This window comes from Pedobacter rhodius (genome assembly GCF_027213645.1).
GTDB classification, from domain to species: Bacteria; Bacteroidota; Bacteroidia; order Sphingobacteriales; family Sphingobacteriaceae; genus Pedobacter; species Pedobacter rhodius.
In genome coordinates this window covers 1-25,070 of the sequence record NZ_JAPWGL010000008.1, presented here as the reverse complement: position 1 = coordinate 25,070, position 25,070 = coordinate 1, and the positions used below count along the sequence as shown (strand labels likewise).

The 25,070-nt window shown below is 37.2% G+C and carries 18 protein-coding genes and 1 rRNA gene; 12 read left to right on the top strand and 7 right to left on the bottom strand.

Annotated features, from left to right (window positions below):
- Nucleotides 1-361: 361 nt before the first annotated feature.
- Nucleotides 362-910, top strand: a complete 549-nt coding sequence (locus O0931_RS20060) for a C40 family peptidase (RefSeq protein WP_269417255.1) — start codon at nt 362-364, stop codon at nt 908-910.
- A 2-nt stretch (nt 911-912) separates the two neighbouring features.
- Here O0931_RS20060 and O0931_RS20055 read toward each other — a convergent pair whose 3' ends face one another.
- From O0931_RS20055 to O0931_RS20035, 5 genes are all read right to left on the bottom strand, one after another.
- The gene (locus O0931_RS20055) at nt 913-1,515 is read right to left on the bottom strand and encodes a YdeI/OmpD-associated family protein (protein ID WP_269417254.1); all 603 of its coding nucleotides are present in this window, start codon (nt 1,513-1,515) and stop codon (nt 913-915) included.
- Nucleotides 1,516-1,538: 23 nt separating this feature from the next.
- Nucleotides 1,539-2,426 (bottom strand): flavin reductase family protein, encoded by an 888-nt coding sequence (locus O0931_RS20050; RefSeq protein ID WP_269417253.1) that lies wholly within the window; start codon nt 2,424-2,426, stop codon nt 1,539-1,541.
- A gap of 76 nt (nt 2,427-2,502) precedes the next feature.
- Nucleotides 2,503-2,832 carry a four helix bundle protein gene (locus O0931_RS20045; protein WP_269417252.1) on the bottom strand — a complete coding sequence of 110 codons (330 nt, stop codon included), beginning with the start codon at nt 2,830-2,832 and terminating at the stop codon, nt 2,503-2,505.
- 187 nt (nt 2,833-3,019) lie between these two features.
- Entirely contained in the window at nt 3,020-4,015 is a 996-nt protein-coding gene (locus tag O0931_RS20040; protein WP_269417251.1) for a fumarylacetoacetate hydrolase family protein, read from the bottom strand.
- A gap of 65 nt (nt 4,016-4,080) precedes the next feature.
- Nucleotides 4,081-4,536: a hypothetical protein gene (locus O0931_RS20035; RefSeq protein WP_269417250.1), complete on the bottom strand. Its 456-nt coding sequence runs from the start codon at nt 4,534-4,536 to the stop codon at nt 4,081-4,083.
- A 276-nt stretch (nt 4,537-4,812) separates the two neighbouring features.
- On the opposite strand from O0931_RS20035, the gene O0931_RS20030 reads away from it, so the two are divergent.
- The 11 genes from O0931_RS20030 (at nt 4,813) to O0931_RS19980 (ending at nt 23,325) form a co-directional block, all read left to right on the top strand.
- On the top strand, nt 4,813-5,979 hold the full coding sequence (locus tag O0931_RS20030) for a homogentisate 1,2-dioxygenase (RefSeq protein WP_269417249.1): 1,167 nt from the start codon (nt 4,813-4,815) through the stop codon (nt 5,977-5,979).
- Nucleotides 5,980-6,095: 116 nt separating this feature from the next.
- A complete protein-coding gene (hppD, locus tag O0931_RS20025; RefSeq protein ID WP_269417248.1) occupies nt 6,096-7,226 on the top strand; it encodes a 4-hydroxyphenylpyruvate dioxygenase in 1,131 nt (376 codons plus the stop codon).
- Nucleotides 7,227-7,792: 566 nt separating this feature from the next.
- The gene (locus O0931_RS20020; RefSeq protein WP_269417247.1) at nt 7,793-10,819 is read left to right on the top strand and encodes a tetratricopeptide repeat protein; all 3,027 of its coding nucleotides are present in this window, start codon (nt 7,793-7,795) and stop codon (nt 10,817-10,819) included.
- A 4-nt stretch (nt 10,820-10,823) separates the two neighbouring features.
- Nucleotides 10,824-12,521: a TonB-dependent receptor gene (locus O0931_RS20015; RefSeq protein WP_269417246.1), complete on the top strand. Its 1,698-nt coding sequence runs from the start codon at nt 10,824-10,826 to the stop codon at nt 12,519-12,521.
- A gap of 53 nt (nt 12,522-12,574) precedes the next feature.
- Entirely contained in the window at nt 12,575-14,311 is a 1,737-nt protein-coding gene (locus O0931_RS20010; RefSeq protein ID WP_269417245.1) for a hypothetical protein, read from the top strand.
- Nucleotides 14,311-15,015, top strand: a complete 705-nt coding sequence (locus O0931_RS20005) for a MotA/TolQ/ExbB proton channel family protein (protein ID WP_269417244.1) — start codon at nt 14,311-14,313, stop codon at nt 15,013-15,015. Before O0931_RS20010 ends, O0931_RS20005 begins: the two co-directional genes overlap by 1 nt.
- Nucleotides 15,015-15,416 carry an ExbD/TolR family protein gene (locus tag O0931_RS20000; RefSeq protein WP_269417243.1) on the top strand — a complete coding sequence of 134 codons (402 nt, stop codon included), beginning with the start codon at nt 15,015-15,017 and terminating at the stop codon, nt 15,414-15,416. The genes O0931_RS20005 and O0931_RS20000 overlap by 1 nt, the downstream gene beginning before the upstream one ends.
- Nucleotides 15,416-16,231, top strand: coding sequence for an energy transducer TonB (locus O0931_RS19995; protein ID WP_269417242.1), 816 nt, complete (start codon nt 15,416-15,418; stop codon nt 16,229-16,231). Before O0931_RS20000 ends, O0931_RS19995 begins: the two co-directional genes overlap by 1 nt.
- A 294-nt stretch (nt 16,232-16,525) precedes the next feature.
- Nucleotides 16,526-17,815: a bifunctional folylpolyglutamate synthase/dihydrofolate synthase gene (locus O0931_RS19990; protein WP_269417241.1), complete on the top strand. Its 1,290-nt coding sequence runs from the start codon at nt 16,526-16,528 to the stop codon at nt 17,813-17,815.
- A gap of 68 nt (nt 17,816-17,883) precedes the next feature.
- Nucleotides 17,884-19,539 carry an alkaline phosphatase PafA gene (pafA, locus tag O0931_RS19985; protein ID WP_269417240.1) on the top strand — a complete coding sequence of 552 codons (1,656 nt, stop codon included), beginning with the start codon at nt 17,884-17,886 and terminating at the stop codon, nt 19,537-19,539.
- Between the two features lie 414 nt (nt 19,540-19,953).
- Nucleotides 19,954-23,325, top strand: a complete 3,372-nt coding sequence (locus tag O0931_RS19980; protein ID WP_269417239.1) for a methylmalonyl-CoA mutase family protein — start codon at nt 19,954-19,956, stop codon at nt 23,323-23,325.
- A 51-nt stretch (nt 23,326-23,376) separates the two neighbouring features.
- Here O0931_RS19980 and O0931_RS19975 read toward each other — a convergent pair whose 3' ends face one another.
- A complete protein-coding gene (locus O0931_RS19975) occupies nt 23,377-24,357 on the bottom strand; it encodes an acyl-ACP desaturase (protein WP_269417238.1) in 981 nt (326 codons plus the stop codon).
- 619 nt (nt 24,358-24,976) lie between these two features.
- A 5S ribosomal RNA gene (rrf, locus tag O0931_RS19970) occupies nt 24,977-25,070 on the bottom strand; the annotation flags it as partial.

Genomic DNA, 25,070 nt, shown 5'->3' with positions numbered 1-25,070 from the left:
GCTTTAAAAGAAAGTAGCGCACTAAACCTAAAAGATCAGCACGCTACACTGGCTAGTTCTTGACTGCCCATGAAACAAAAATAAAATATTTTATTTGGAAATTAACACAGAATCTATCGGATGGAGCGTAGCGGATTGGAGAGATCTGTTTAAAAAGGTTTCTCGACTTCGTTGCACTCCGCTCGAAAAAACAATCTATGGATTTTATCTCCTAAATTTTAAGTCATTTATATTAATTTTTATGGAATAAATTAGTCCTCAGGATGACAACTCGAACTTGTGGTACGGCCGCTCTTCATTTGCACTCGTTTTCAACATTTTAATTGGCTTTAGATATTTTTTCTATATTTGTCGCCAACATATGAAGAAAATATTAATCCTTGTTTTATTTTTCATTTTGTCTGCAACAGCAGGAAAAGCCCAAACAACCTTACCTGTTCAATACCAGGAATTAGTTAAAAAACTTACCGCGAGCCTTCCAAAAATGGCGGAAGAACCTGTTAAAGAAACTAATTCTACCAACTCTACAAGCCTTATTGATTTTGCTAAAAGCATGTTGGGTATACCCTATCGTTATGCGACAAGTAATCCTAAAGTTGGCTTTGATTGCTCTGGATTTGTGAGTTACGTGTTTAGCAATTTTGGCTTTAAAGTTCCACGTTCTTCAAGGGAGTTTAGCGCAACCGGAAAAGAAACCAGTATTGAAAATGCTAAAGTTGGCGATGTTTTGATCTTTACAGGAAGTAATTCAAGAATAAGAAGAATTGGCCACGTGGGCATTGTTTATTCTGTTGATGAATCAGGTATTAAATTCATCCATGCATCATCAGGAAAAGCGCATGGTGTAACCATTACAGCGTTTGACGGCCATTATAAAAACCGGTTTATGAAAATAGTAAGCATTTTATAGGCTTACTTCTTATACTTCCACATTCTCGTTTTACCATCAGCAATCCATTCTACAGCCGTTTCAAGTCTTTTTAACCTGGTCGCTTCTGTTTTGGCTTCCAGTAACCATTGCACATATTCCTTTTTATTTGAATTGCTGAAATTCTGAAACGTTGCCAAGGCCGCAGGTTCTTCTTGTAATGCATCAATAAAATACTTTGGTACCTCGAGTTCTTTTGGAGCCGACTTAGGCTTTGGGGGAAGATTTATTCCATCTTCATTTAATTGGATGGCTTGCTGAATATAAGCGATTAACACATCATCATCAGGTAAATCGCTAAAAGATTTTATCTGCCCCAGCCAACCCATCGCTTCCGACCTATCTTTAAAAATCTTATATTCATCATTCATTAAAGATGCTTTCCAAAAGCCAAATGCACAGTGATTTTTAAAAGCCGCCATATGACAAACCGTTCCTTTAAAATCGAAGAAAGGCATACTCCATTTAATTTTTTCTTCGATTCGGGCATCGGCACGATGCACTAAATTTCTTAAGTGTTCTAAAATTGGAATTGCAAATTCAGCAGCATTTGCAATGTATTGGTCTACCCCTACGATTGTATGCATAATAGATTTTTGATTTACTGAAATTAAAGCAAAACTAGCTTTAAAGCAAGTTCAACATTACCTTGTTTTAAAAAGTTTTTTGCCAGTTCATGGAGTTCTCTTTCCCTGTTTGCCGCATCTCCGAGTGTCGCATCTAAAACTTCTTTAACTTCAGGTAACTGGCTAATTAAATCAATTGCTTCTTCTTTTGGCAACATTTCTACATTTCCAAGCATACCTAAGTCATTGCCAGTTAATACTTTCGATAAACGAACTGATTTCGGTAAGCTATCTACTCCGATTCCTAATTTCGACAAAGGTTTTGCAACTTTAAATAAGTTATCTTTTGTGACCCGACAATACCAGTCGCCACCCAAACGAGCAACCAGGTTTATTTTTTGCTGGTCAATTTTGCCATTTTCATCTAATATATTTTCATTTATATGAATCAGTTTTACTTCGGCTAAAACTAGGTTACCGGCGCCATGGCTATCCCCTAAAGGAATCACGTCGTTTATAACGCATTCGAACTGAACAGGCGCTTCCGCAACTCTCGGCGGTGTAACCATATCCGATTTCAACATGGTAAACCCAGCTTTTTCAAATTCGTTTACGCCTTTTGCGTACTCAGTACTGGCCAAACTCATCTGTTGAACCATATCGTAATTCACCACATTAATTACGCATTCTTTTACCTGAAGAACATTCTCTAAAGTGTGCTTTATTGTATTGTCACGCACACGCCTTGCCGGAGAAAAAATGCAGATTGGCGGTTTTGTACTAAACATATTAAAAAAGCTGAACGGACTTAAATTTACATTCCCTTCAGCATCTATTGTTGATGCAAAACAAATTGGCCGTGGGGCAATAGCGTATTGCAAATAATCCTGCAATTGAACGGCAGATAGATCTTCGGTTTTTAGGGTTATCAAGATTGAAGGTTTTAATTTTGATGTTAAAAAGTTGAAATGTTTTAGGTGCAGATAAACTTGGAGTATTATTGCAATTTCAAACGGATAAAGTTCTAAATACTTTTTTTAAGGTTTTCTTTTTCTTTTCAAAATTTCTTAAGTAATCTATTAAATGCTTGGTTTTTGATGAAAATTCAATACATTTTTCATATAGAAATTTAAAATCATTTGAAGATATCTTCTTTGCCTCTTCTAAATTTATTATTTTATTTCTAAATTCTCCTGATGAGCTTTTAGCATAGGTTAAAAACCTGATAAAGTCTGGGTTATTGTTATATTCAAATCCCTCTGCAATATTATCAGACATTGACATTGCCGTTTTACGAAACTGATCTTTCAATCCAAAATCTGAACGTATTGGTTCCAAATCCGAAATTTTGTAGGGCCTCAATAGCTAATTGCTTTGCGATAGCCAAATTCCATATTTTCAAATCTTTCAATTTTTGCCATAGTAAAAAGGTTTATTGAATATATCAAAATATTTCAATTTAAATGTTTGCAGGTCTGCTCAACGAACATTTCAATTTTAAAACCTTCAAACATTACAACCTAAACTATTTCTTCAAAGCCAAAATCGAAAAATCTGTATCTACTTTTTTAATTGTATTTGTTAAAGCACCTAACCCTGTTATTTCCATTTCAACTACATCGCCAGGTTGCAACCACTGAGTTTTATAGTTTGGATCATTCAATAAACCTGTTCCATTTAACTCTAAGAAGCAACCCGTTCCTACGGTTCCGGAACCGATTACATCACCAGGCAAAATATCTACGCCATAAGCACAACGTTCGATAATCTCGGCAAAAGTCCAGTCCATATCTGCAGCATTACCCCTCGAGACTTCAATACCATTTACACGGCAAGTCATTTTCAAATCGTAAGCATTTCCGGTATGGCCATCTTTTGGTGCAACTTTATATGGTTCCAATTCGTCTGGTGTAACCAGCCACGGACCAATAACTGTCGAAAAATCTTTACCCTTCGCCGGACCTAAGTTTAGTAACATCTCTTCCATTTGCAAAGTTCTGGCGCTCATATCGTTCATCACCATATAACCTGCGATATATTCATCGGCTTCTGCAGCCTTTATGTTCCTTCCCTTTTTACCGATTACGATCGCTAATTCAAGTTCAAAATCGAGTTTTTCAAAATGATCGGGCATACACTCAATTTCACCGGTTCCCTGAATTGCATTATGATTTGTGAAGTAAAAAATAGGGTATTCATCAAATTGCGGAATCATATCTACTTTTCTGTTCCTTCTGGCCGCTGCTACATGTTGCCTGAAAGCGTAACCATCCCTGCAACTTGTTGGGTTTGGAACCGGGGCCAGAATTTCATAAAATATTTCTTCCTTAGCTTCCAACGCTCGGCTTTTAATTTGAGTATCAACCTTTTTTGCCCTTTCCATTAGCACCTCTCCACCTTGCAGAAATTCGCTCATGCTATCAGGAAGTAATTTATCACAACTATTTAAGTTATAAATATGGCCATTTATAAAAACGCCAAGATGCGTCCTGTCTTCAGTTTTATAAGATACTAATTTCATATAATTTGGTTAAAATACGGGGTAAAGCTAATGATTTAGGGCAGCAATTAAAAAGTAAAAGCTCATTATTTAAGCTCGGTATATTTTTGTAAATCCGCTTTTATCAACGGAAAATCCTTCGCCTGAAGCTGTTTGTAAAATCTTTTATTTGCGAAAAGTTCTCCAGTAACCAAACCTATGCAAACGCCTATTGGTACACCAACAAATATAATCAGCGCGGTTTCCAATGCATTTGGATTATCAATGGCAAGCACAGCAACGGCTGCCGCAGCCGCAATCGTAACAGGTGCAACAATTCCACACCGGTGAATGTACAGTCTGCTGATATTTTCTGCACTTATTTTACTGGTATCGCCATTACTTTTAACTAAAACGAGTTGACTGTCGTCTGCTGCATAGAAAAAACCACGATGCCTTTTCCCATTATGTTCAATAAGCTTAATTTTATATTTCCATTTTTTTTGAGCGGAAACGGTAAGTGATATGGAGACGCAAATGAAGAGGCTTAAAAGAAACTTCATAAAAAGACGTTAGGTTTAAATTAAAGATAAAGAAATTTTATGTTCAAAATAAAATTATTACTTTAGCACCATCAAAAGCATGATTTTAAAAGCATTACATATTAACCTGGTAAACGATGCAATTGCTGCACGCCGTTACAAAATGCTATCTAAATTGATCATGGCGCAATATTCTCTGTAAATTATCTTACCTATTTCTAATTAATTGAAACGCATTACCGTTTTAATTGTTGATTTCTTAAAGATTTTTTCTTTCTAACCATAACCATAATTATTATGCCTGTTTATCATAAATTGGGGCAAATTCCTGCAAAGCGACATACGGTTTTTCGTAAACCCGATGGCAATTTATATGCCGAAGAACTGGTATCAACCGAAGGTTTTTCAAGTCTTTATTCGCTGGTTTACCATTGCCACCCACCAACGATTGTAAAACATCTCGGTGAAGCTTATAATGTTGAACCAAAAATTGCCCGCGAAAAACACCTTAAACACACGAGCTTAATTGGTTTTAAGATTAAACCTGAAGATGATTATCTACAAAGTCGCAAACCTGTTCTGGTAAACAGTGATTTACACATCGTTTTAGCTGCACCACGAAAATCAATGACAGATTATTTCTACAAAAATAGTCAGGCAGATGAAATGATTTTTATTCATGAAGGGTCAGGCAAATTAAAAACCGGTTTTGGTGAAATAAAGTTTGCCTATGGCGATTATTTAATCATTCCAAGAGGTACAATTTACCAAATGGAATTTGATAACGAAGATAACCGGTTATTTATCGTAGAAAGTTTTAGCCCCTTAAGACCGCCGAAAAGATATCTAAATCAATATGGTCAGTTAATGGAGCATTCGCCCTATTGCGAGCGCGATTTAAGATTACCGGAAAACCTGCAAACGCATGATGCGTATGGAGATTTTAAAGTGCTCATTAAAAAACAAGGTTTAATATACCCCTATACTTACGGCACACATCCTTTTGATTATGTAGGTTGGGACGGCTATCATTATCCGTATGCATTTTCAATTCACGACTTTGAGCCCATAACCGGCCGTTTACACCAACCACCACCCGTTCATCAAACTTTTGAAGGCCATAATTTTGTTGTATGTTCTTTTGTTCCGCGTAAATACGATTACCATCCCGATTCCATTCCTGCACCATACAACCACAGCAATGTAGACAGCGATGAGGTTTTATATTATGTTGATGGCGATTTCATGAGCCGGAAAAGCGTGGTAAAAGGTCAGATAACGCTGCATCCTGGAGGTATTCCTCACGGGCCCCATCCTGGAACTGTCGAAAAATCGATTGGAAAGGAAAAAACTGATGAACTTGCAGTAATGATAGACCCCTTTAAACCACTGATGTTAACACAAGATGCATTAGATATTGAAGATGAAAATTACCACAAAAGCTGGCAGATTAATATTGAATAAAATTGGTCGGAGGTCGGGCGACTGAGTTCCGATGATAATACACAAATTATAAATCAATTCTTGATACTAAATACTTGATACTAGCTACTCGATACTAACTACTTGATACTAAAAATATGGAAACACTAACATTTGCAGAAAAAATAGCTAAAGCACAGGATTTTCTGCCGATTAACGGAACAGATTATATAGAATTTTATGTGGGCAATGCCAAACAGGCCGCCCATTATTACAAAACTGCATTTGGCTTTCAAAGTCTGGCCTATGCGGGTCCGGAAACGGGCGTACGCGACCGGGCTTCCTATGTTTTGCAACAAGGCAAAATCAGGTTAATCCTTACTACAGCGTTAAAATCAGAACACCCGATTTCTGAACATGTAAAAAAACATGGTGATGGTGTTAAAGTTTTGGCACTTTGGGTTGATGATGCGTACAGTGCTTTTGATGAAACAACAAAACGCGGCGCAAAACCATATATGGAGCCCAAAACGTTAACTGATGAATTCGGTGAAGTTAAAATGAGCGGAATTTATACTTATGGAGAAACGGTTCATATGTTTGTTGAACGCAAAAACTATAAGGGCGCATTTTTGCCTGGATACCGGGTTTGGGAAAGTGATTACCAGCCTGAAGATGCCGGACTACTTTACATTGATCATTGTGTAGGTAACGTGGGTTGGAACCGCATGAATGAAGCGGTGAAGTGGTACGAAGAAGTAATGGGTTTCGTAAATATTTTATCTTTCGATGATAAGCAAATTAATACCGAGTATTCTGCTTTGATGAGTAAGGTGATGAGTAACGGAAATGGTTTTTCAAAATTTCCGATTAACGAGCCTGCCGAAGGCAAAAAGAAATCACAAATTGAAGAGTATTTAGAATATTACGAAGGAGAAGGCGTTCAGCACATTGCAGTTGCAACAAAAGATATCGTAAAAACGGTTACCGAATTAAAATCTCGCGGGGTGGAATTTTTAAGTGCGCCGCCTGAAGCCTATTATGATATGATGCCACAGCGTGTTGGCAAAATTGATGAAGAAATTTCATTGCTTGAAAGCCTTGGAATATTGGTTGATTGCGATGAAGAAGGCTATTTATTACAGATCTTCACCAAACCAATTGAAGACAGGCCAACACTGTTTTTTGAAATTATTCAGCGAAAAGGCGCACAAAGTTTTGGCGCAGGTAACTTCAAAGCACTATTTGAATCCCTGGAACGTGAACAGGAACTGAGGGGAAATCTATAGAATGAAATAAGTAAAGTAGCCAATTGCCCTTTGGTTTATGCAATTATACAAACGCATCTTTTCAAATTTTATGTGTTTTGCTTTTGATTAACAGAAAGGTTTTGTTAAAGAATTAGACATCTAAGAGGCTGTCTAATAAATCAATTTATCTTTGAATTTGTAACGTTTGGCTAAGCCTGTGCTGAGCTTGCCGAAGCATAGAAACGCCTTAAAAGGCTTTTTACAAGTCCTTCTACAAGCTGCCATTCACGTATAAAATGTTTTGGTCAGACCGTCATTTCGACCGCAGTGGAGAAATCTTTTGAATCGTATTTTCCGCTTCAAAGATTTCTCGACTTCGTTGTACTCCGCTCGAAATGACGATTCAAGGGTTTTATCTCCCTAAATTTTTATAAAACAAATTAGTCCTCAAGACGGCATTTAATATTATATACAGCCTCTTTTTTTATTGCGCTATACCAAATAAAAATTCCCGTCGTTAATTTGTGTTATTAACAGATGTTAATTACTTCTGTTGATAAGCTTTGATACTATTTCTAATTTAGTACCAACCATATTTGAAACCGATGCAAAAAAAATACGTACTGATTCCGCTACTTTTAGCTGGAAGTTTTAGCACATATGCGCAAGTCAGCGCGGTGCAAAACCTCAATAAAAACTATCAAACGGGCTTAGAATTATTAGATAAAGAAAAATACACAGCAGCTTCACAACAATTTAAACTTGTTGAACAACAACGTTTTAAACCTGCTTCCCAACCAGAGAGTAATGCAGAACTATCGCTATTAAAAGAAAACGCTAAATTTTATGCTGCAGTTTGCGCATTAGAACTAACCAATAGTGATGCAGAGAGTTTATTTCAGGCATTTATCCGCGATTATCCTTTAAATTCAAATACAAAACTCGCTTACTTTTATGTTGGAAAAACTTATTTCAACCAGAAAAACTATGAGAAAGCTTTAGAATGGTTTGAAAAAACCGACCCTTCTACCCTTTCAGGTAAACAGCGAAACGAATACCAGTTTAAGCAGGGTTATGCTTATTTCCAGTTAAAAGATTACGATAAGGCAGAACCTTTATTTGAAAAAGTTAAAAAAGAAGAAGGCCAGTTCCAGGAAAGCGCGACCTATTATTTTGCCTATATAAACTATTTAAATAAAGAATACAAAACGGCATTAGCAAATTTTGAAAAGCTGAAAGGTTCACCAACCTATGAGGCAAGCTACCCTTACTACATCACTTCGATGTACTATTTAGATGAGCGCTATGATGATGTGATCAGCTATGCGCTTCCTGCCATGGCTAAAACTAAGCAGCAATTCGAACCGGAAATGCTGAGCCTTGTAGCGGCTTCTTACTTTGCCAAGTCTGATTTTAAAAACGCAGAAAAATATTTTGCAGAATTTTATGCTAAAGATAAAAGCGATGTTAAAAACAACCTGTTTATCTATCAGTACGGTTATTCTTTATTTCAAAATAAAAAATACGCCCAATCGGTTACGGTATTGGAAAAATTAAATAATGATGATGTATACCTTCAAAACGGTATGCACACTTTAGGCAAGGCATTTATTCAATTAGGAAATAAAGAAAAAGCCCAAAGTGCATTTTTCCGTGCCTCACGACTGGATTTTGACAAGGCAATACAGGAAGAAGCCTGGTTAAACTATGCAAAATTAAGTTATGAGCTGAACTTCCATCAGCAAGCACTGGACGCGACGCAAAGTTTCCTAAAAACTTTTCCAAAATCCAGAAAAATCAATGAAGCTAAAACGCTTTTGGGGGAGGTTTTATTAACGACAAAAAATTATCAGGCAGCCGTCGATATTTTGGAACCTATCCCTGATAAAAATCTGGAGGCAAGAGAGGCTTATCAAAAAGTGACTTATTTTCGTGGATTGGAGTTCTATAATGAGCGGGCTTTCCCCAATGCCTTGTCCATGTTTTTACGTTCAGACAAATTCCCTGAAGATAACGAAATCCATGCCTTAAATACCTATTGGAAAGCGGAAGCGATGTACGAATTGCGTAAATATGGCGAAGCCGTTACCACTTTCGAAAAGTTTTTAAAAATGCCTGATGCAGATAAAACAGGTGTTTATAATTTTGCAAATTATGCGCTTGCATATGCTGCCTTTGAAGATGAAAAATACAGTAAAGCAGCAACATATTTTGAACGCTTCTTAGCAGGAAATGACAAAGACCAGAAAACTGTTGACGATGCAACCATCCGTTTGGCCGACGCTTATTTCGTAAATAAAAACTACGGCGATGCGATGAATAATTATAATAAAATCATCAGTCGTAAAACCAGTGCGGAAGATTATGCCATTTTCCAGAAAGGGATGATTCAGGGTTTAGAAAACCAGTATGATGCGAAAATTGCAACCATGCAAAATTTACTGCAGCGTTTTCCCAATTCTAACTATGCTGATGATGCAGGTTTCGAAACAGCTTACACTTACTTTAACAAAGGTGATTTAGAAAAATCAAAAACGGATTTGGTTGGTTTGGTTGCAAAATATCCTCGTAGTAGTTATGTTCCAAAAGCATTGGTCACTATTGGTTTGGTTCAATACAATCAAGACCAGGATGATGCTGCCTTAGAATCCTTTAAAAAAGTAATTCGCGATTATCCAAGTGCCGACGAAGCCAAACAGGCCATGGAATCAATCAAAAATATTTATGTGGATAAAGGTGATGCAAATGGCTTTATCAGCTACGCAGGTACAACTCCGCTTGGAAATTATTCAAATGCCGAGCAAGATAACATTGTTTTCGCAGCGGCAAATAACCTGTATTTAAAAGGCGATGCAAATGGTGCATTACAGGCCATCAATGCGTATTTCGATAAATTCCCCAAAGCCATTCATGACAAAGAAGGCAAGTTTATAAGGGCAGAATCTTTAGTTAAACTGGGCCGTCCGAATGATGCGATAGCAGATTACGAGTATATTTTAAATGACTGGACAAGTGATTATACAGAACGCTCGCTTTTAAGTATCTCAAAAGTATTTCTTGATCAGAAAAAATATAATGAAGCTATTGTTTACCTGAAAAGATTGGAAACAACAACCGATTACAAAGCCCACTATGGTTACGCGATCAATAATTTGTTAAAAGCGTATACTGCACTTAATTCTGCTGACGATATGATAAAATATGCCCAGCTCACAAAAGAATCAGAAAAGGCATCAGAAGAAGAAAAAAACAGTTCAGGCTTATATGCAGGTAAAGCTTATCTGTTAAAAGGTGATACTACAACTGCGGTTAAAGAATTCAAAAATGTTGTTGCAAGTACAAAAACCATTGCAGCTGCAGAAGCAAAATATAACCTCGCATTTCTGGAATACACCAAAGGTGATTATAAAACTTCATCGAAAACATGTTTCGATTTAATCAATAATATGGCGTCTTACGATTATTGGGTTGCCAAAGCTTTTATCCTGTTATCAGACAATTACGTTGCTTTAAAAGACAATTTGCAGGCCAAAAGTACGCTGTTAAGTATTATCGACAATTATGATAATAAAACGGACGACATCATCCCGACAGCGAAACAAAAATTAGAAAAATTAAACCCGAAGAAGTAGAATCATGAAGTCGATTAAATATATATATAGTACAATCTTTTTTATTGCTGCTGGTTTAATTACCGTTCAGGCACAGGAAAAGAAACAGGAAGAAAAAGCAGCTGTAAGTGAAGAAATCGAAGTTGTTCGTCCTTACAAACCAATATTGGCTGAAGCCGTAAAACTGAGGAGGAGTCCTAATTTGGATGATGTCAAAACCTATAAAGCGAAGCTGAATTATAGCGTTACCGATAAAAAACTTGAAATAAACAGCGATATTCAAAAACTTCAGGCGCAAGCTTTGGTTGATGAAAAACAATCTGAATTGGTTAATAACTACGTAAAAGGCGGTTTTGGTTCTTTAGCAACCCTGCTTGGCGAAGTGTACATAAATAATGGTCGCGACCCTGCGTTACAGGTTGGCGGATATTTCAAACATTTCAGTCAGGAAGGTAAGCTCAATAAACAGAATAGCAGCAACCAGCAATTCAGTCTTTTTGGTCGCAGCATTATGGATGAAAATACAGTCAGCGGACGGATTAATTTCGAACGTAATGGCTTATATTTTTATGGAATAGATAACAATCGCCCTACACTAAATCCAAATCCGCAAAAACAAGCTTTAACTTTATTCGAAGCGGAAGGAGAATTGGTTAAAAATTATAAAGAAGACGATGATGCCTTCAGCTATGCCTTAAAAGCCAATGGTTATGTCTGGAATGATAAGTTTAGTGCTAAAGAAAATTATTTAACATTAAACGGTTATTTAAATAAAAGAATCAGTTCGCTAAATTTAGGCCTTGCAGCATCAACCGAATTTGGCAATACCAAAGATTTAACAACAAGTATAGGTAATAACTTATTACGTTTAAATCCTTACATCCGTTTACAGGTAAAAGGTGCAAAAGTTACGGCAGGAATTAACTTTGTTCAGGAATTCGGCGCCTATAGCAGTACGAGAATATTCCCGGCGGTTACAGCCGATTTTACATTAATTCCTGATTATTTACAGGTTTTTGGCGAAGTTAAAGGTGATGTTACCCGTAATTCCCTAAAAAGTTTTACAGATGAAAATCCCTGGTTAAACAGCAACATCCTGATTAAAAATTCAGTGGAAAAATTAAGCATCAGTGCGGGCATTAAAGGTACAGGCGGACCTGGTTTTGGTTATAAAGCCAGATTCTACATAAAACAAATCGACGACATGCCACTGTTTGTCAACAACTTTACCGATTTCAATAAATTTGATGTGATTTACGATTTTGGCAAAGCAAAACTTACAGGTTTGGAAGGTGAAATTTCTGTACAGGTGAGCGATGCTTTAAAATGGACGGGTAAATTAAATATCGATGATTACAAACCTGCAGCTGAAACGTACAGTTGGTTTAAGCCAGGATTAAAAGTAAGTTCAAACTTTGTTTACACATACAATAAAAAGTTAAGTTTTAATGCCGGCGTCGTTATTCAGGATGACGTTAAAGCCAAGTTAAATACTGCAGCCCCAGTAAATCCATCGCAATACCTTATTCCAAATCCATCCATAGAATCAATTATAACAGTTAAAGGTTTTGTTGATTTAGGTGTTGGTGCGGAATATCGTATAAATAATAAGTTTTCGGTTTTTGCGAAGGCAAATAACATCCTGAATACCAATTACAGCAGGTATTTATTTTATCAGGTAAATGGTTTTAATATGTTCGGCGGATTAACCTATTCGTTTTAAACACGTTAATTTATTATTGTGTTGATTTAGAATAAAACGCTAATTTTACCGGAATGGATACCTTATTATACCTTTCAGAAATCTTACAGCAACGTACCTCGGTAGGCGTTACCGGCCTGGGCACATTTTTTAAAAAGAAATTTGCCGGCAGATACGATAAGGAAAAACAATCGTTTTTACCTCCGGGATATAGGTTGCAATTCACTTCTGAAGTAAAAGATGAGGAACTGCTTCAAAACTTTATCGCTGAAAAGGAAAATGTTTCAAAAGAAATTGCCGGCTATCATATTTCCGAGTTTGTGGAAGAAACAACTAGAAAACTGGAAATTGAGCACGAAGCTGAACTTGAAAATATCGGGCGTTTATTTTTTACAGAACACGAAGGATTGAGTTTCGAGCCATCAAAAAATATAAACTATGGTTCTGAGTTTTATGGGTTGCCGGTCGTTGCTGAAACGGAACCCGCTGCAGAAGTAGAAAAAAAAGAAGATATACTGGAAAAGGATGCAAACATCCAGGAAACTGAAGAGGATGTATATGATGAAATCACAGAAGGACCGTATGCAGCTGTTCCATTTGAAAATAAATCATATAAGGCTCCGGTAATCGAAAATGTAGAACTGGACGAAGTTAAAGATGACCTTAAAAATACTTTAAAACATTCAGAAAATCTGACAGGAGAAATTGTTGAAGCGCCTGATTTTATCAAAGAACAGCATGAGGAACATCCTAACCGATTTGGTCATACACCAGAATCGGAGGTGGAAGATATAGCAACCGATCAGCCTACAATTGTGAATCCTGCATCAGCTGATGTACAAAACGAAGCAGGTGCCGTTGAAAATATCGCGGAAACTGAAGAGGAAACTCCTGTTAAAACTGAGGAGACAGAAGTTCCTGATTCCATATTGGCACAACACGAAGAACATCCTGACCGTTTTGGCCATACACCCGAATCAGAAGCAGAAAATCTAGTCGCAGCGCAACAGGTAGGTGAAAACACACCAGAACCTGAAACAACCGACACGGTAAATGAAGTAGAAGTGCCACCTTCAGTTGTTGCACCACACACAGAGTATACAAGCCGTTTTTCTTTAAGATCAGAAACCGAAGCGCCAAAAACATATATTAATTTAGAAGATGAAGCTAAATCGGAAACAACCATAATTGAAGCGCCCGAATTTATCAAGGAACAACATGCTGAACATCCAAACCGCTTTGGCCATGATCCGATGATATACGAGGAAGAAGTGCCACAAGGCATGTCTGCCTGGCTTAAGGTTACGATTATAATTTTGATTTTAATTATTATAACAGCGATAACTTATTTGATTAAACCAGAATTATTCACTGGCCAAACCGAATCAATAAAAAATACGAAATCAGTTATTGATTCTCCAAAAGTTACTGTTGATGCTGTAAAAGCAAGACAAGATTCCATAATAAAAACGGATAGCATCCTGAAGGCTAACCAGGTTCAGCAGAAAACCGACACGCCAAAAACTAAAATCAGCGCTTTACCAAAAACAACAGCTCCCGATACAAAATCAGGTAATACAACTTATGAGGTTATCGGGGCATCCTTCAGAACAACTAAAGCCGCTGAAAAATTTATTCAGCAAATGAAAGGTTATGGCGTAACCGCCAGAATTGTTCCTATCGAAGGGCCATTCAAAAAAGTTAGTTTAGCGTCTTTTAAAACAGAGAAAGAAGCGTTGAATGCACGGCCGCTATTAAGTAAAAAAGTTAGAATAAAAGAATTAGATATTAAACAGATAAACACACCATAATGATTGCACTATTAATTCAAGATACCACACAAGTATTACAGGATACAGCCAATGCCATAAATCCGACATTATCTCAGCCAGCACCAGAATTACATTTTATAGATTTGTTATTTAAAGGTGGTTGGGTAATGATTCCGCTGGCTTTTTTAGCTTTCCTCGCTCTGGTTATTTTTGTTGAACGTTATTTAACCATTAAAAAATCTACTAAAGATGAATCAAATTTAATGGTTCAAATCAGAACGTACATACAGTCGGGAAACCTCGAAGGCGCTTCAGCCCTTTTGAGAAACAACAATTCGCCCCTTTCCCGTATGCTGCAAAAAGGCTTAAAGCGTATTGGCCGCCCGATTAAGGATATTGAAGGTGCAATTGAAAACGTTGGTAAGCTCGAAGTTTCTAAACTTGAAAAAAACATCAGCATTTTAGGTATTGTAGCTGGTATTGCGCCAATGCTTGGTTTCGTAGGTACCATTGTTGGAGTAATTACGATTTTCCACCAGGTATCCATTAAGGGTGCTATTGAGATCGGAACGATTTCAGGCGGTTTATATACCAAAATGATTACATCAGCAACAGGCTTAATCATTGGTATTATCGCTTACGTTTTATACCACATTTTAAATATAATGGTTGAAAAAATCATTCTTAAAATGGAAACCGATGCGATTGATTTTATTGATTTATTAGAAGAACCAGGTAAATAATGAATTTAAGAAAAAGAACAAAAGGCGCTGTAGAAGTTCATACATCGGCATTAAACGACATTATGTTCTTTCTCATGCTGTTTTTTCTACTGGCATCTGCAGTGGTCAATCCGCAGGTGGTGAAATTATTGTTGCCACAATCTTCAAGCGGGCAGCAATCTACGGCAAAAAAAGCGGTAACGGTTAGTATAGATGAAAATTTAAATTATTTCGTTGATAAAAAACCGGCAACTGCAGAAAGTCTGCAACCAGCGATAGAAGCTTATCAAAAACTGGCACCGGATATGACCATCATCTTATATGTGGCCAAAAATGTGCCCGCAGAAAATATCATGGTTGCTTATGATGTAGCGAACAAATTGAAATTAAAACTTGTTTTAGCGGTAGAGCCTAAAAAATAATGAGTTACAAAGAAGAAAATAATTATCCAAAGGCAGTTGCAATATCCACAGGGATAATGGCGCTATTGCTTGCGATTAGCTTTTTAATTGTGATTAATTCTTTTAATCCGCCCGAAGAACTGGGCATGGGTGGCATGGTGGTAAATTATGGAACCGCCGAAACCGGCATGGGCGACGATTACACCAGTATTGAAGAGCCCTCTGCCGATCCGAATGCAAATAATAAACGCCCGGACAAAGTCGTTCCTGAAGAAAAAGTTACTCAAAATACCGAATCTCAAACCAGCGATAAGGAAATTCAAACGCAGAACACCGAGGATGCAATTAGTGTAAATACTAAAAAGTCTAAACCAACTACGACAACACCAACCACTACCGCAGAAGATAAACCTTCAACACCGGTTATCAATCAGAATGCCTTGTACAAAGGTAAAAAAAATACCGGACAAGGTGGTGGCGATGGTACAGGAAATACAGCTGGTAATCAAGGCTCGGTTAATGGAGATCCTTTAGCCAATAATTATGGAAATGGTGGCTCAGGCTTTGGAAACAAACCAATTGAATTAAGGCGTTTTTCTAATCTTGTGATACCTAAAGATGACGGGCAGAAAACAGGCAAGATTGCCATTAGAATTTATTTCAACAAAAACGGAGATATAACGAGGGCAAACCAGGAATTAAAAGGTTCTACAATTACAGATACCGACTTGGTTAACAAATGTATTCAGGCTGTATTAAATTCTTCATTAAGTAAATCTGATGTTGGTGCAGATAATCAAACCGGCGTTGTCGTATTCAACTTTAAAGTGAAATAAAATCATGGTCCGTCAGGCTGTCTCATAAATCAATTTGTTCTTCAAATTTTCATGTCGAGCTTGTTAAAACGCGCAAAAAAGATCGTTTTAAAGTCCTTCGACAAGTCCAGGATAACATTATTTTACATGGTCTGTGTCCTTATATACCACCAATTATGTCCCATCTGACATTTCTTTTCATAATAAAATAGTCAACGTTATTCCGTGTTCTGTGGCTCAAAGACCTTAAATTATACGCCATATCAACATTTCGTTTCATAATTAAATTAGTCAAACCTATATTTGGCAAATATTATGAACTACCAGCAAACGTTAGATTTCTTATACAGCAAGCTACCCATGTTTACCAGGATAGGTGCATCTGCTTTTAAAAAAGATTTAACCAATACCATCATTTTATGTGAGGCTTTAGGCAATCCTCAGAATAAATTTAAAAGTATTCATATTGCGGGCACAAATGGAAAGGGCTCAACTTCACACATGCTGGCTTCTGTACTACAGGCGCAAGGTTTAAAAACAGGTCTTTATACTTCTCCCCACCTTAAAGATTTTCGTGAACGCATCCGGATAAACGGAAAAATGATAAGTAAAGCCGAAGTTAAATCTTTCGTCCAGGCGAATCAAAAATTAATTCATGAAACAGAGCCTTCTTTTTTTGAAGCAACCGTTGCCATGGCATTCGACCATTTTGCAAAACACCAGGTAGATATTGCAGTTATCGAGGTGGGCTTGGGCGGTCGCCTGGATTCTACCAACATCATCACTCCGGAAATTTCGGTAATTACAAATATCAGTTTAGATCACACGAACATGCTTGGCAACACCCTGCAGGAAATTGCAGGTGAAAAAGCAGGTATTATAAAAAAAGGCATTGCCGTTGTAATCGGCGAAACACAAACCGAATCGCAGCCGGTTTTTATCCAAAGAGCTAAATCTGTAAAGGCACCGATATTATTTGCTGATGATTCATTGAAAGCTCATGATATTTCTGTTAAAAATAATGCACTTAAACTATCGGTTTATGAAGATGGTAAAGTGAAATACGCAAATCTAAAAAGTGATTTAACAGGTTTGTATCAACCGAAAAATATTGTAACCGTGTTGAAATCACTGGAGGTTCTAAGCACACAAACAGAAATAAAGATTGCTCAACAGGCCATTTATCAGGGTTTAAAACAAGTTAAAAAATTTACCGGACTCCAGGGACGCTGGCAAACATTAAGCAAACAACCACTCGTTATCTGTGATACCGGACATAACGAAGCCGGAATTACGGAGGTAATTAAAAATATAGAACAAACGCCTTATGAAAAACTCCATATCGTTTTTGGTATGGTAAAGGATAAAGACATCACTAAGGTATTATCGCTTATGCCAAAAAATGCAGATTACTATTTCTGCAAACCCGATATTGAACGGGGCTTAGCTGCAAACGAGCTCCAGGAGCAGGCCGCTGTCTTTAGATTAAAAGGTTCTGGTTTCAATTCTGTTAAGGAAGCAAAAACTGCAGCATTAAAACAAGCAGGCATTAATGATCTTATTTTTATTGGCGGAAGTACTTTCGTGGTTGCTGAAGCACTATAAAAACTTTACAGAAACTTCAAAAATTCTTCATCTAAAAATTTTAATTTAGCCCTTTAAATTAAAACAGAATGAATAAAATTTCGTGGTTAATTGTTTACACATCTATCTTTTCGCTCTCCAGCGTATCAGCTCAAACGAAAAAGAGTACAGCTATTGCTAAGCCTTTTCCTGCAGAAGTAGCTCGCCCTAAATTAGTTGTAGGTTTAGTTGTAGATCAAATGCGCTGGGACTACCTGTATCGGTATTATAACCGATATTCAAATGGTGGATTTAAAAGATTAATTAATGAAGGTTTTTCAGTAGAAAACACTTTTATTCCTTACACGCCAACATATACGGCGGTTGGTCATACAACGATTTACACCGGATCAGTTCCTGCTGTGCATGGAATAATTGGAAACGACTGGTACAATTCTGAAACTAAAAAAAATATTTATTGTACTGAAGATTCGACAGTAGTTACCGTCGGCAGTACACCTTCTTCTGAAGGCAACATGTCGCCAAAAAACATGTTAACCACCACAATTACCGATGAATTGCGGTTAGCAACAAACTTTAAAGGAAAGGTAATCGGAATTTCTTTAAAAGACAGAGGTTCTATTTTACCCGCGGGACATGCTGCAAATGCAGCATATTGGTATCAGGGCAGCACAGGCAACTGGATCACAAGTTCATACTATATGAAAGAAGTTCCAATGTGGATTGCTGATTATAATAAACTTAAACTGGCTAATAAATTCTATGCAAAAAACTGGGAAACTTTATATCCTATCAATACTTACGTAAACAGTACTGGTGATGAAAAGGCTTACGAAGGTAAAACAAGTACATTTCCACATCAACTTGCTCAGAACATCGATAAAAATTTCGACGCCATAAGAAGTACGCCTTACGGAAATACCATTACGCTCGATTTAGCTAAGCTGGCTATTTTATCTGAAGATTTAGGTCAGGATAACATTACCGATTTCTTAGCTGTAAGTTGTTCATCTACAGATTACGTAGGCCACGCTTATGGCCCGAATTCAATAGAAGCAGAAGATACTTACCTCCGTTTAGATAAAGATTTCGAAGAATTTTTCAACTATTTAGATAAAAAAGTAGGTAAAGGCAATTACACCGTTTTTTTAAGTGCCGATCATGGTGTTGCCCACGTCCCGGGATTTATGAAAGAAAATAAACTTCCTGGGGGTACCGTTAGCGATAGGGATATTGTTTTTAAACTGAATGCTTTCCTTAATGAGAAATTCAAAGTTAATAATGTGGTTTTGAAATCGATGAATAATCAAATCATCTTCGACCATGATAAAACAGACAACGGAACCGTAAGCTTCGATGTAATCAAAAATGCATCTATCGAGTTTTTAAAAAGAATGGATGGTTTCGCAAACGTGGTAGATATTTCGAGAATATCTTTAGCAACGCTGCCGGAAATTCAAAAAAAGATGATAACCAATGGTTATAATGCCAGAAGAAGCGGCGATTTGTATTACATTTTAGATCCAAATTGGTTTAACGGTTCAAGTACCGGAACTACACATGGAAACTGGAATCCTTATGATGCACACATTCCTTTAGTATTTATGGGTTGGGGTATTAAACCAGGGGCATCAAACAAAACACATTACATGTCTGATATTGCACCAACTTTAGCCGCGCTATTACATATCCAAATGCCAAACGGTTGTGTCGGAGAACCGATAACTGAAATCACCAATAAATAAATTAAAAAACTATGCCAACCAGCATAGTTTTTTGTTTTACCGCCTAACTACTAAAATGTGCTCAGGTGACTTAGGTGGTGATGAAAATAGTAAATAATAATTTTAACCACCTTAGCACACCAGAGCTATAATATTCCTCTCTCAAAGATTTTGAATATGGAACTTTATATTATAGTTTTTTTATTTACCGTCTAACCACTAAGATGTGCTCAGGTGACTTAGGTGGTGATGAAAATAGTAAATAATAATTTTAACCACCTTAGACACCTTAGCACACCAGTATAGCTGAACCAAAAGCCATAACGGTATAGGGTATTCGTGCTTTAAGCAGCATATTTTAGTACATTTGCATACCAAATATATTTTGGAAACAAGGATTGGTTACCAGAACATACCAATTTTAAATCCTGCAATATGCAACAAGTAGAAATATATAAACCCAAAAATAAAATACGTTTTGTAACTGCTGCTTCCTTATTTGACGGACATGATGCTACAATTAACATTATGCGTCGAATCCTTCAGTCATCCGGCGCAGAAGTGATTCATTTAGGCCACAATCGTTCGGTTGACGAGGTTGTAAATTGCGCCATTCAGGAAGATGTTCAGGGCATCGCAATGACTTCCTATCAGGGAGGTCACATTGAATATTTTAAATATATGTTTGATTTACTTCAGGAACGAGGGTCAGGACATATAAAAATATTTGCTGGTGGCGGTGGCGTAATTCTACCTTCAGAAATTGAAGAGCTTGAAGCCTATGGCATTTCTAAAATCTATTCACCAGATGATGGCAGAAGAATGGGTTTACAGGGCATGATTAATGATATGCTTCAAAAAACCGATTTCGTTACAAAAAGCAATATCACTGATGAGTTGAATACCGTTCCAAAAAAAGATATCAAAGCAATTGCAGGTGCAATTACAGTTGCTGAAAATGATCCTGAAGGTGCACAATCATTTGTTAATGAGCTTAAAAGACTTTCCAAAAATAATAATACGCCTATTTTAGGCATCACAGGAACCGGTGGTGCCGGAAAATCCTCATTGGTTGATGAATTGGTCCGCAGATTTTTGGTTGAAGTTAAAGATAAAACCCTGGCCATTATTTCCGTCGATCCGTCAAAAAGAAAAACCGGAGGCGCATTGCTTGGCGATCGTATCCGAATGAATGCCATCAATAACCCAAGGGTTTACATGCGCTCATTGGCAACCCGGCAGGCAAATTTGGCGCTTTCTAAAAATGTTCAGGAAAGTATCGATATCTGCAAAGCAGCTGGTTATGATTTAATTATTGTTGAAACGTCCGGCATCGGGCAATCAGATACAGAAATCACTGAACATTGCGATGTTTCTTTATATGTAATGACGCCTGAATTTGGTGCAGCAACACAATTGGAGAAAATTGATATGCTGGATTTTGCTGACTTGGTAGCCATAAATAAATTTGATAAACGCGGCGCTTTAGACGCGTTACGCGATGTGCGTAAACAATATAAACGCAACCATAATATTTTTGATGCCAAAGATGATGAAATTCCGGTTTATGGAACGATGGCTTCACAATTTAATGATCCTGGAATGAATAATTTATTTGTTGCCCTAATGGAACAAATAAAAATTAAAACAGGAACAGATTTCCATGCTAAAATGGAATTGACTTCAGATCAATCAGAAAAAATTTATATTATTCCACCTGATAGAATCCGCTATCTGGCCGAAATTGCCGAAGCGAGCCAGTCTTATAACGAATGGGTTGATAAGCAAAGTTCTATAGCAAGAAAAATGTATCAGCTTAAAGGTGTTATCGATTTGGCCTCAGAAAACACATCACTCTCTCTTGGTTCAGGACTTGAGGAAGCATATGCCTATTTTGAAGAACAATTGGATGGCGAATGCAGAAGATTACTTCGCCAATGGCCGGAAACCAAGAAAAGCTATAAGGAAGAATTTTTCATCTATAAAGTACGGGATAAAGAAATTAAACAACCTTTATACTACGAATCTCTGTCTAAACTTCAAATTCCTAAGGTTTCGTTACCCAGGTACGAAGATTGGGGCGCTATTTTGCGTTGGTTACTGACTGAAAATCTACCAGGAGAATTTCCTTATGCTGCAGGTGTATTTCCTTTAAAACGCGAAGGTGAAGATCCAACACGTATGTTTGCAGGGGAAGGCGGCCCGGAACGAACAAATAAAAGGTTTCATTATGTTTCTTTAGGTCAGCCTGCACATCGTTTATCCACAGCTTTCGATTCAGTAACTTTATATGGTGAAGACCCTCACATTCGTCCTGATATTTACGGTAAAATTGGAAATTCGGGTGTCAGTATTGCTACGCTGGATGATGCTAAAAAACTGTATTCCGGTTTTGACTTATGTGCGCCATCCACTTCTGTTTCAATGACGATAAACGGACCGGCACCAATGCTCTTGGGCTTTTTTATGAATGCTGCAATTGACCAGCAATGTGAAAAATACATTATTGAAAATGGTTTAGAAGACGAAGTAAACCAAAAAATAGATGCCATTTATAAATCTAAAAATATTTCAAGACCAAGCTATAATGGAAAACTTCCTGAAGGCAATAACGGGTTAGGCTTAATGCTGCTGGGCGTTACCGGCGATCAGGTTCTTCCTCCAGCTATTTACACAAAAATCAAGGCTTACGCAATCAGTTCAGTCCGTGGAACCGTACAGGCTGATATTTTAAAAGAAGACCAGGCACAAAACACCTGCATTTTCTCGACAGAATTTGCGCTAAGAATGATGGGTGATATTCAGAAATATTTTATTGACGAAAAAGTCCGTAATTTTTATTCAGTTTCCATTTCCGGTTATCACATTGCAGAAGCAGGTGCTAATCCGATTTCGCAACTGGCATTTACTTTAAGTAATGGATTTACATTTGTTGAGTATTATTTAAGTCGGGGAATGCATATTGATGATTTTGCCCCTAACTTATCTTTTTTCTTTTCAAACGGAATTGACCCTGAATATGCAGTGATAGGCCGTGTAGCCAGAAGAATTTGGGCAAAAGCAATTAAAAATAAATATAAAGGCAACGATCGCTCTCAAAAACTGAAATACCATATCCAAACTTCAGGACGTTCATTACATGCACAGGAAATAGATTTCAACGACATCAGAACTACATTGCAAGCCTTATATGCTATTTATGATAATTGTAATTCACTGCACACAAATGCTTACGATGAGGCCATTACAACTCCAACAGAAGAATCCGTGCGCAGGGCAATGGCAATTCAATTGATTATAAACAGAGAATTAGGTTTAGCCAAAAATGAAAACCCACTACAGGGCGCTTTTATAATAGAAGAATTAACTGATTTGGTCGAAGATGCTGTTTTGGCAGAATTTAAGCGAATAAACGATCGTGGAGGTGTTTTAGGTGCAATGGAAACCATGTATCAACGTGGGAAAATACAAGAAGAAAGTTTGTATTATGAAACACTTAAACACACCGGCGAATACCCTATCGTAGGTGTAAATACATTTCTTAATAAGAATGGCTCGCCTACAATTATTCCTGGCGAAGTTATTCGGGCTACTGAGGGAGAAAAACAATATCAAATAGAAACCTTAAAAGCTTTTCAGGACAGAAATCATGATAATTCCGGAAAGCTTCTTAAACAATTACAAAAATCTGCTGTTGCTGGAGATAATATTTTCGAACAATTAATGGAGGTTTGCAAAATTTGTTCTTTAGGGCAAATTAGTAAAGCCCTTTATGAAGTAGGCGGCCAATATCGTAGAAATATGTAAAAGCAAAAAAGCCACGACTAAAAATCGTGGCTTTAAAAATCTATTTAAATTTTAACCGGCTATCCAGCTGAATTTATAATCAATTGTTGGGTTTTTCATTCTTTCTGCAACACGTAACAAACGTGAAGGCAGGTTCATAATGTAATCACGGGCTTTCTCTCCGGCTTCATCCAAATCGCGCATGCCTTCAATTTTCCATTCTTCAATTAATTGTTGCATAATTTCAACATAATCTATAGCCGTGTAAACACCCAATCTTTGCGCAGCATCTGTAAAATGGCCAAAAGTCTGACCTATTTTCAAACCGACCTCACGTAAAAAATGTGCTGGCATAACGATTTTTTTACGCATCATATCTTCAAAAGCTAACATTGCTTCATTCGGGTCAACTTCGAAAATACGATTCATGAAATCTTTGTAAGCTTTAGCATGACGGGCTTCATCTGACGCGATAACACCACACATTTTCGATAATAAAGTGTCACCATCTTTCTTAGCCAGCGAAGCTACTCGCCTGTGAGATACATTTGTTGCTAATTCCTGAAAACTTGTATAAATAAAATTTCTATAGGGATCATGACCGGTACCAATATCAAAGCCGTCAGCAATCAGATATTGAGTGGAAATTTCCATTTGACGCATATCAACACGGCCGGAAAGGTATAAGTACTTATTTAATAAATCGCCGTGGCGATTTTCTTCCGCGGTCCAATGGCGAACCCATTTCATCCAACCACCTTCTTCATCACGGCTATGCCCATCAACCATTGCCAGCCAGGATTCATAAGTTGGTAGTGCTTCTTCAGTTATGGTATCACCGATCAAAACAGCTACTAAATCATAAGAAAGATCTTTAGCGCTATCCCTTAAGTTTCTAATATCTTGATAAAATGTTTCACTTGTAGAATCAGGCAAGAAATCTGAAGGTTGCCAGTTGGTATCAATTGGCTTTAAATAGGTACCCATAGATTCTAACATATATTTTTCAATATGTACCATCACTTCCCTTCTCTTATCTGCAAAAAAACTCATTATTCTATTTATATATATTGTTGTGTGCAAAGATAACCAAATATTATCGCAAACCTGTAATATTAACACAATTGCCGATAATCAGTTTTAAATATGACAGATGTTACAATTAAAATATAAAGTAAAAGAAAGCTGGCAAGGTATATTGTCTGTGGTCGGGTTATTACATCAATCCGGGCGGTTCATTTGGTTAGATGTTTAGTTGTTTAGTATCCCAGAAATGATATCGCCGATAATAAACTCATTAACCACGCTTTCATCTTTTAACTCTGTTAGGTGTTTGGGTATCGTTGCTTGGAATATTACTAAGGTTATTGCTACAGGAGTGCATTTTCAACTGCAAGTTGGATTTAAACTTTACCTCAACTTTAACCGCTAAACCGTTCGGCTTGTGTTTTGGTTTCATTTTTCGTCTTCCGTTTTTCGCCCTTCGTTTTCAGTCTTGGTCTTTTAAACCAAGAACCCCCTGCAGTTGTTAGTGCAAGGGTTTTTGTTAAAGGCCTGTTTTGGTTTTAAGATTTGGCACCGGCCTCCCTGATAGCTATCGGGAGGGGAGAAATGGAAAAGCCTATAAACCAAGAAAACCCTTAAACGTTTCCGTTAAAGGGTTTCTTTTAAGATTTGGCACCGACCTACTCTCCCACGTGTTACCGCAGTACCATCGGCTCTGGTGGGCTTAACTTCTCTGTTCGGAATGGGAAGAGGTGGACACC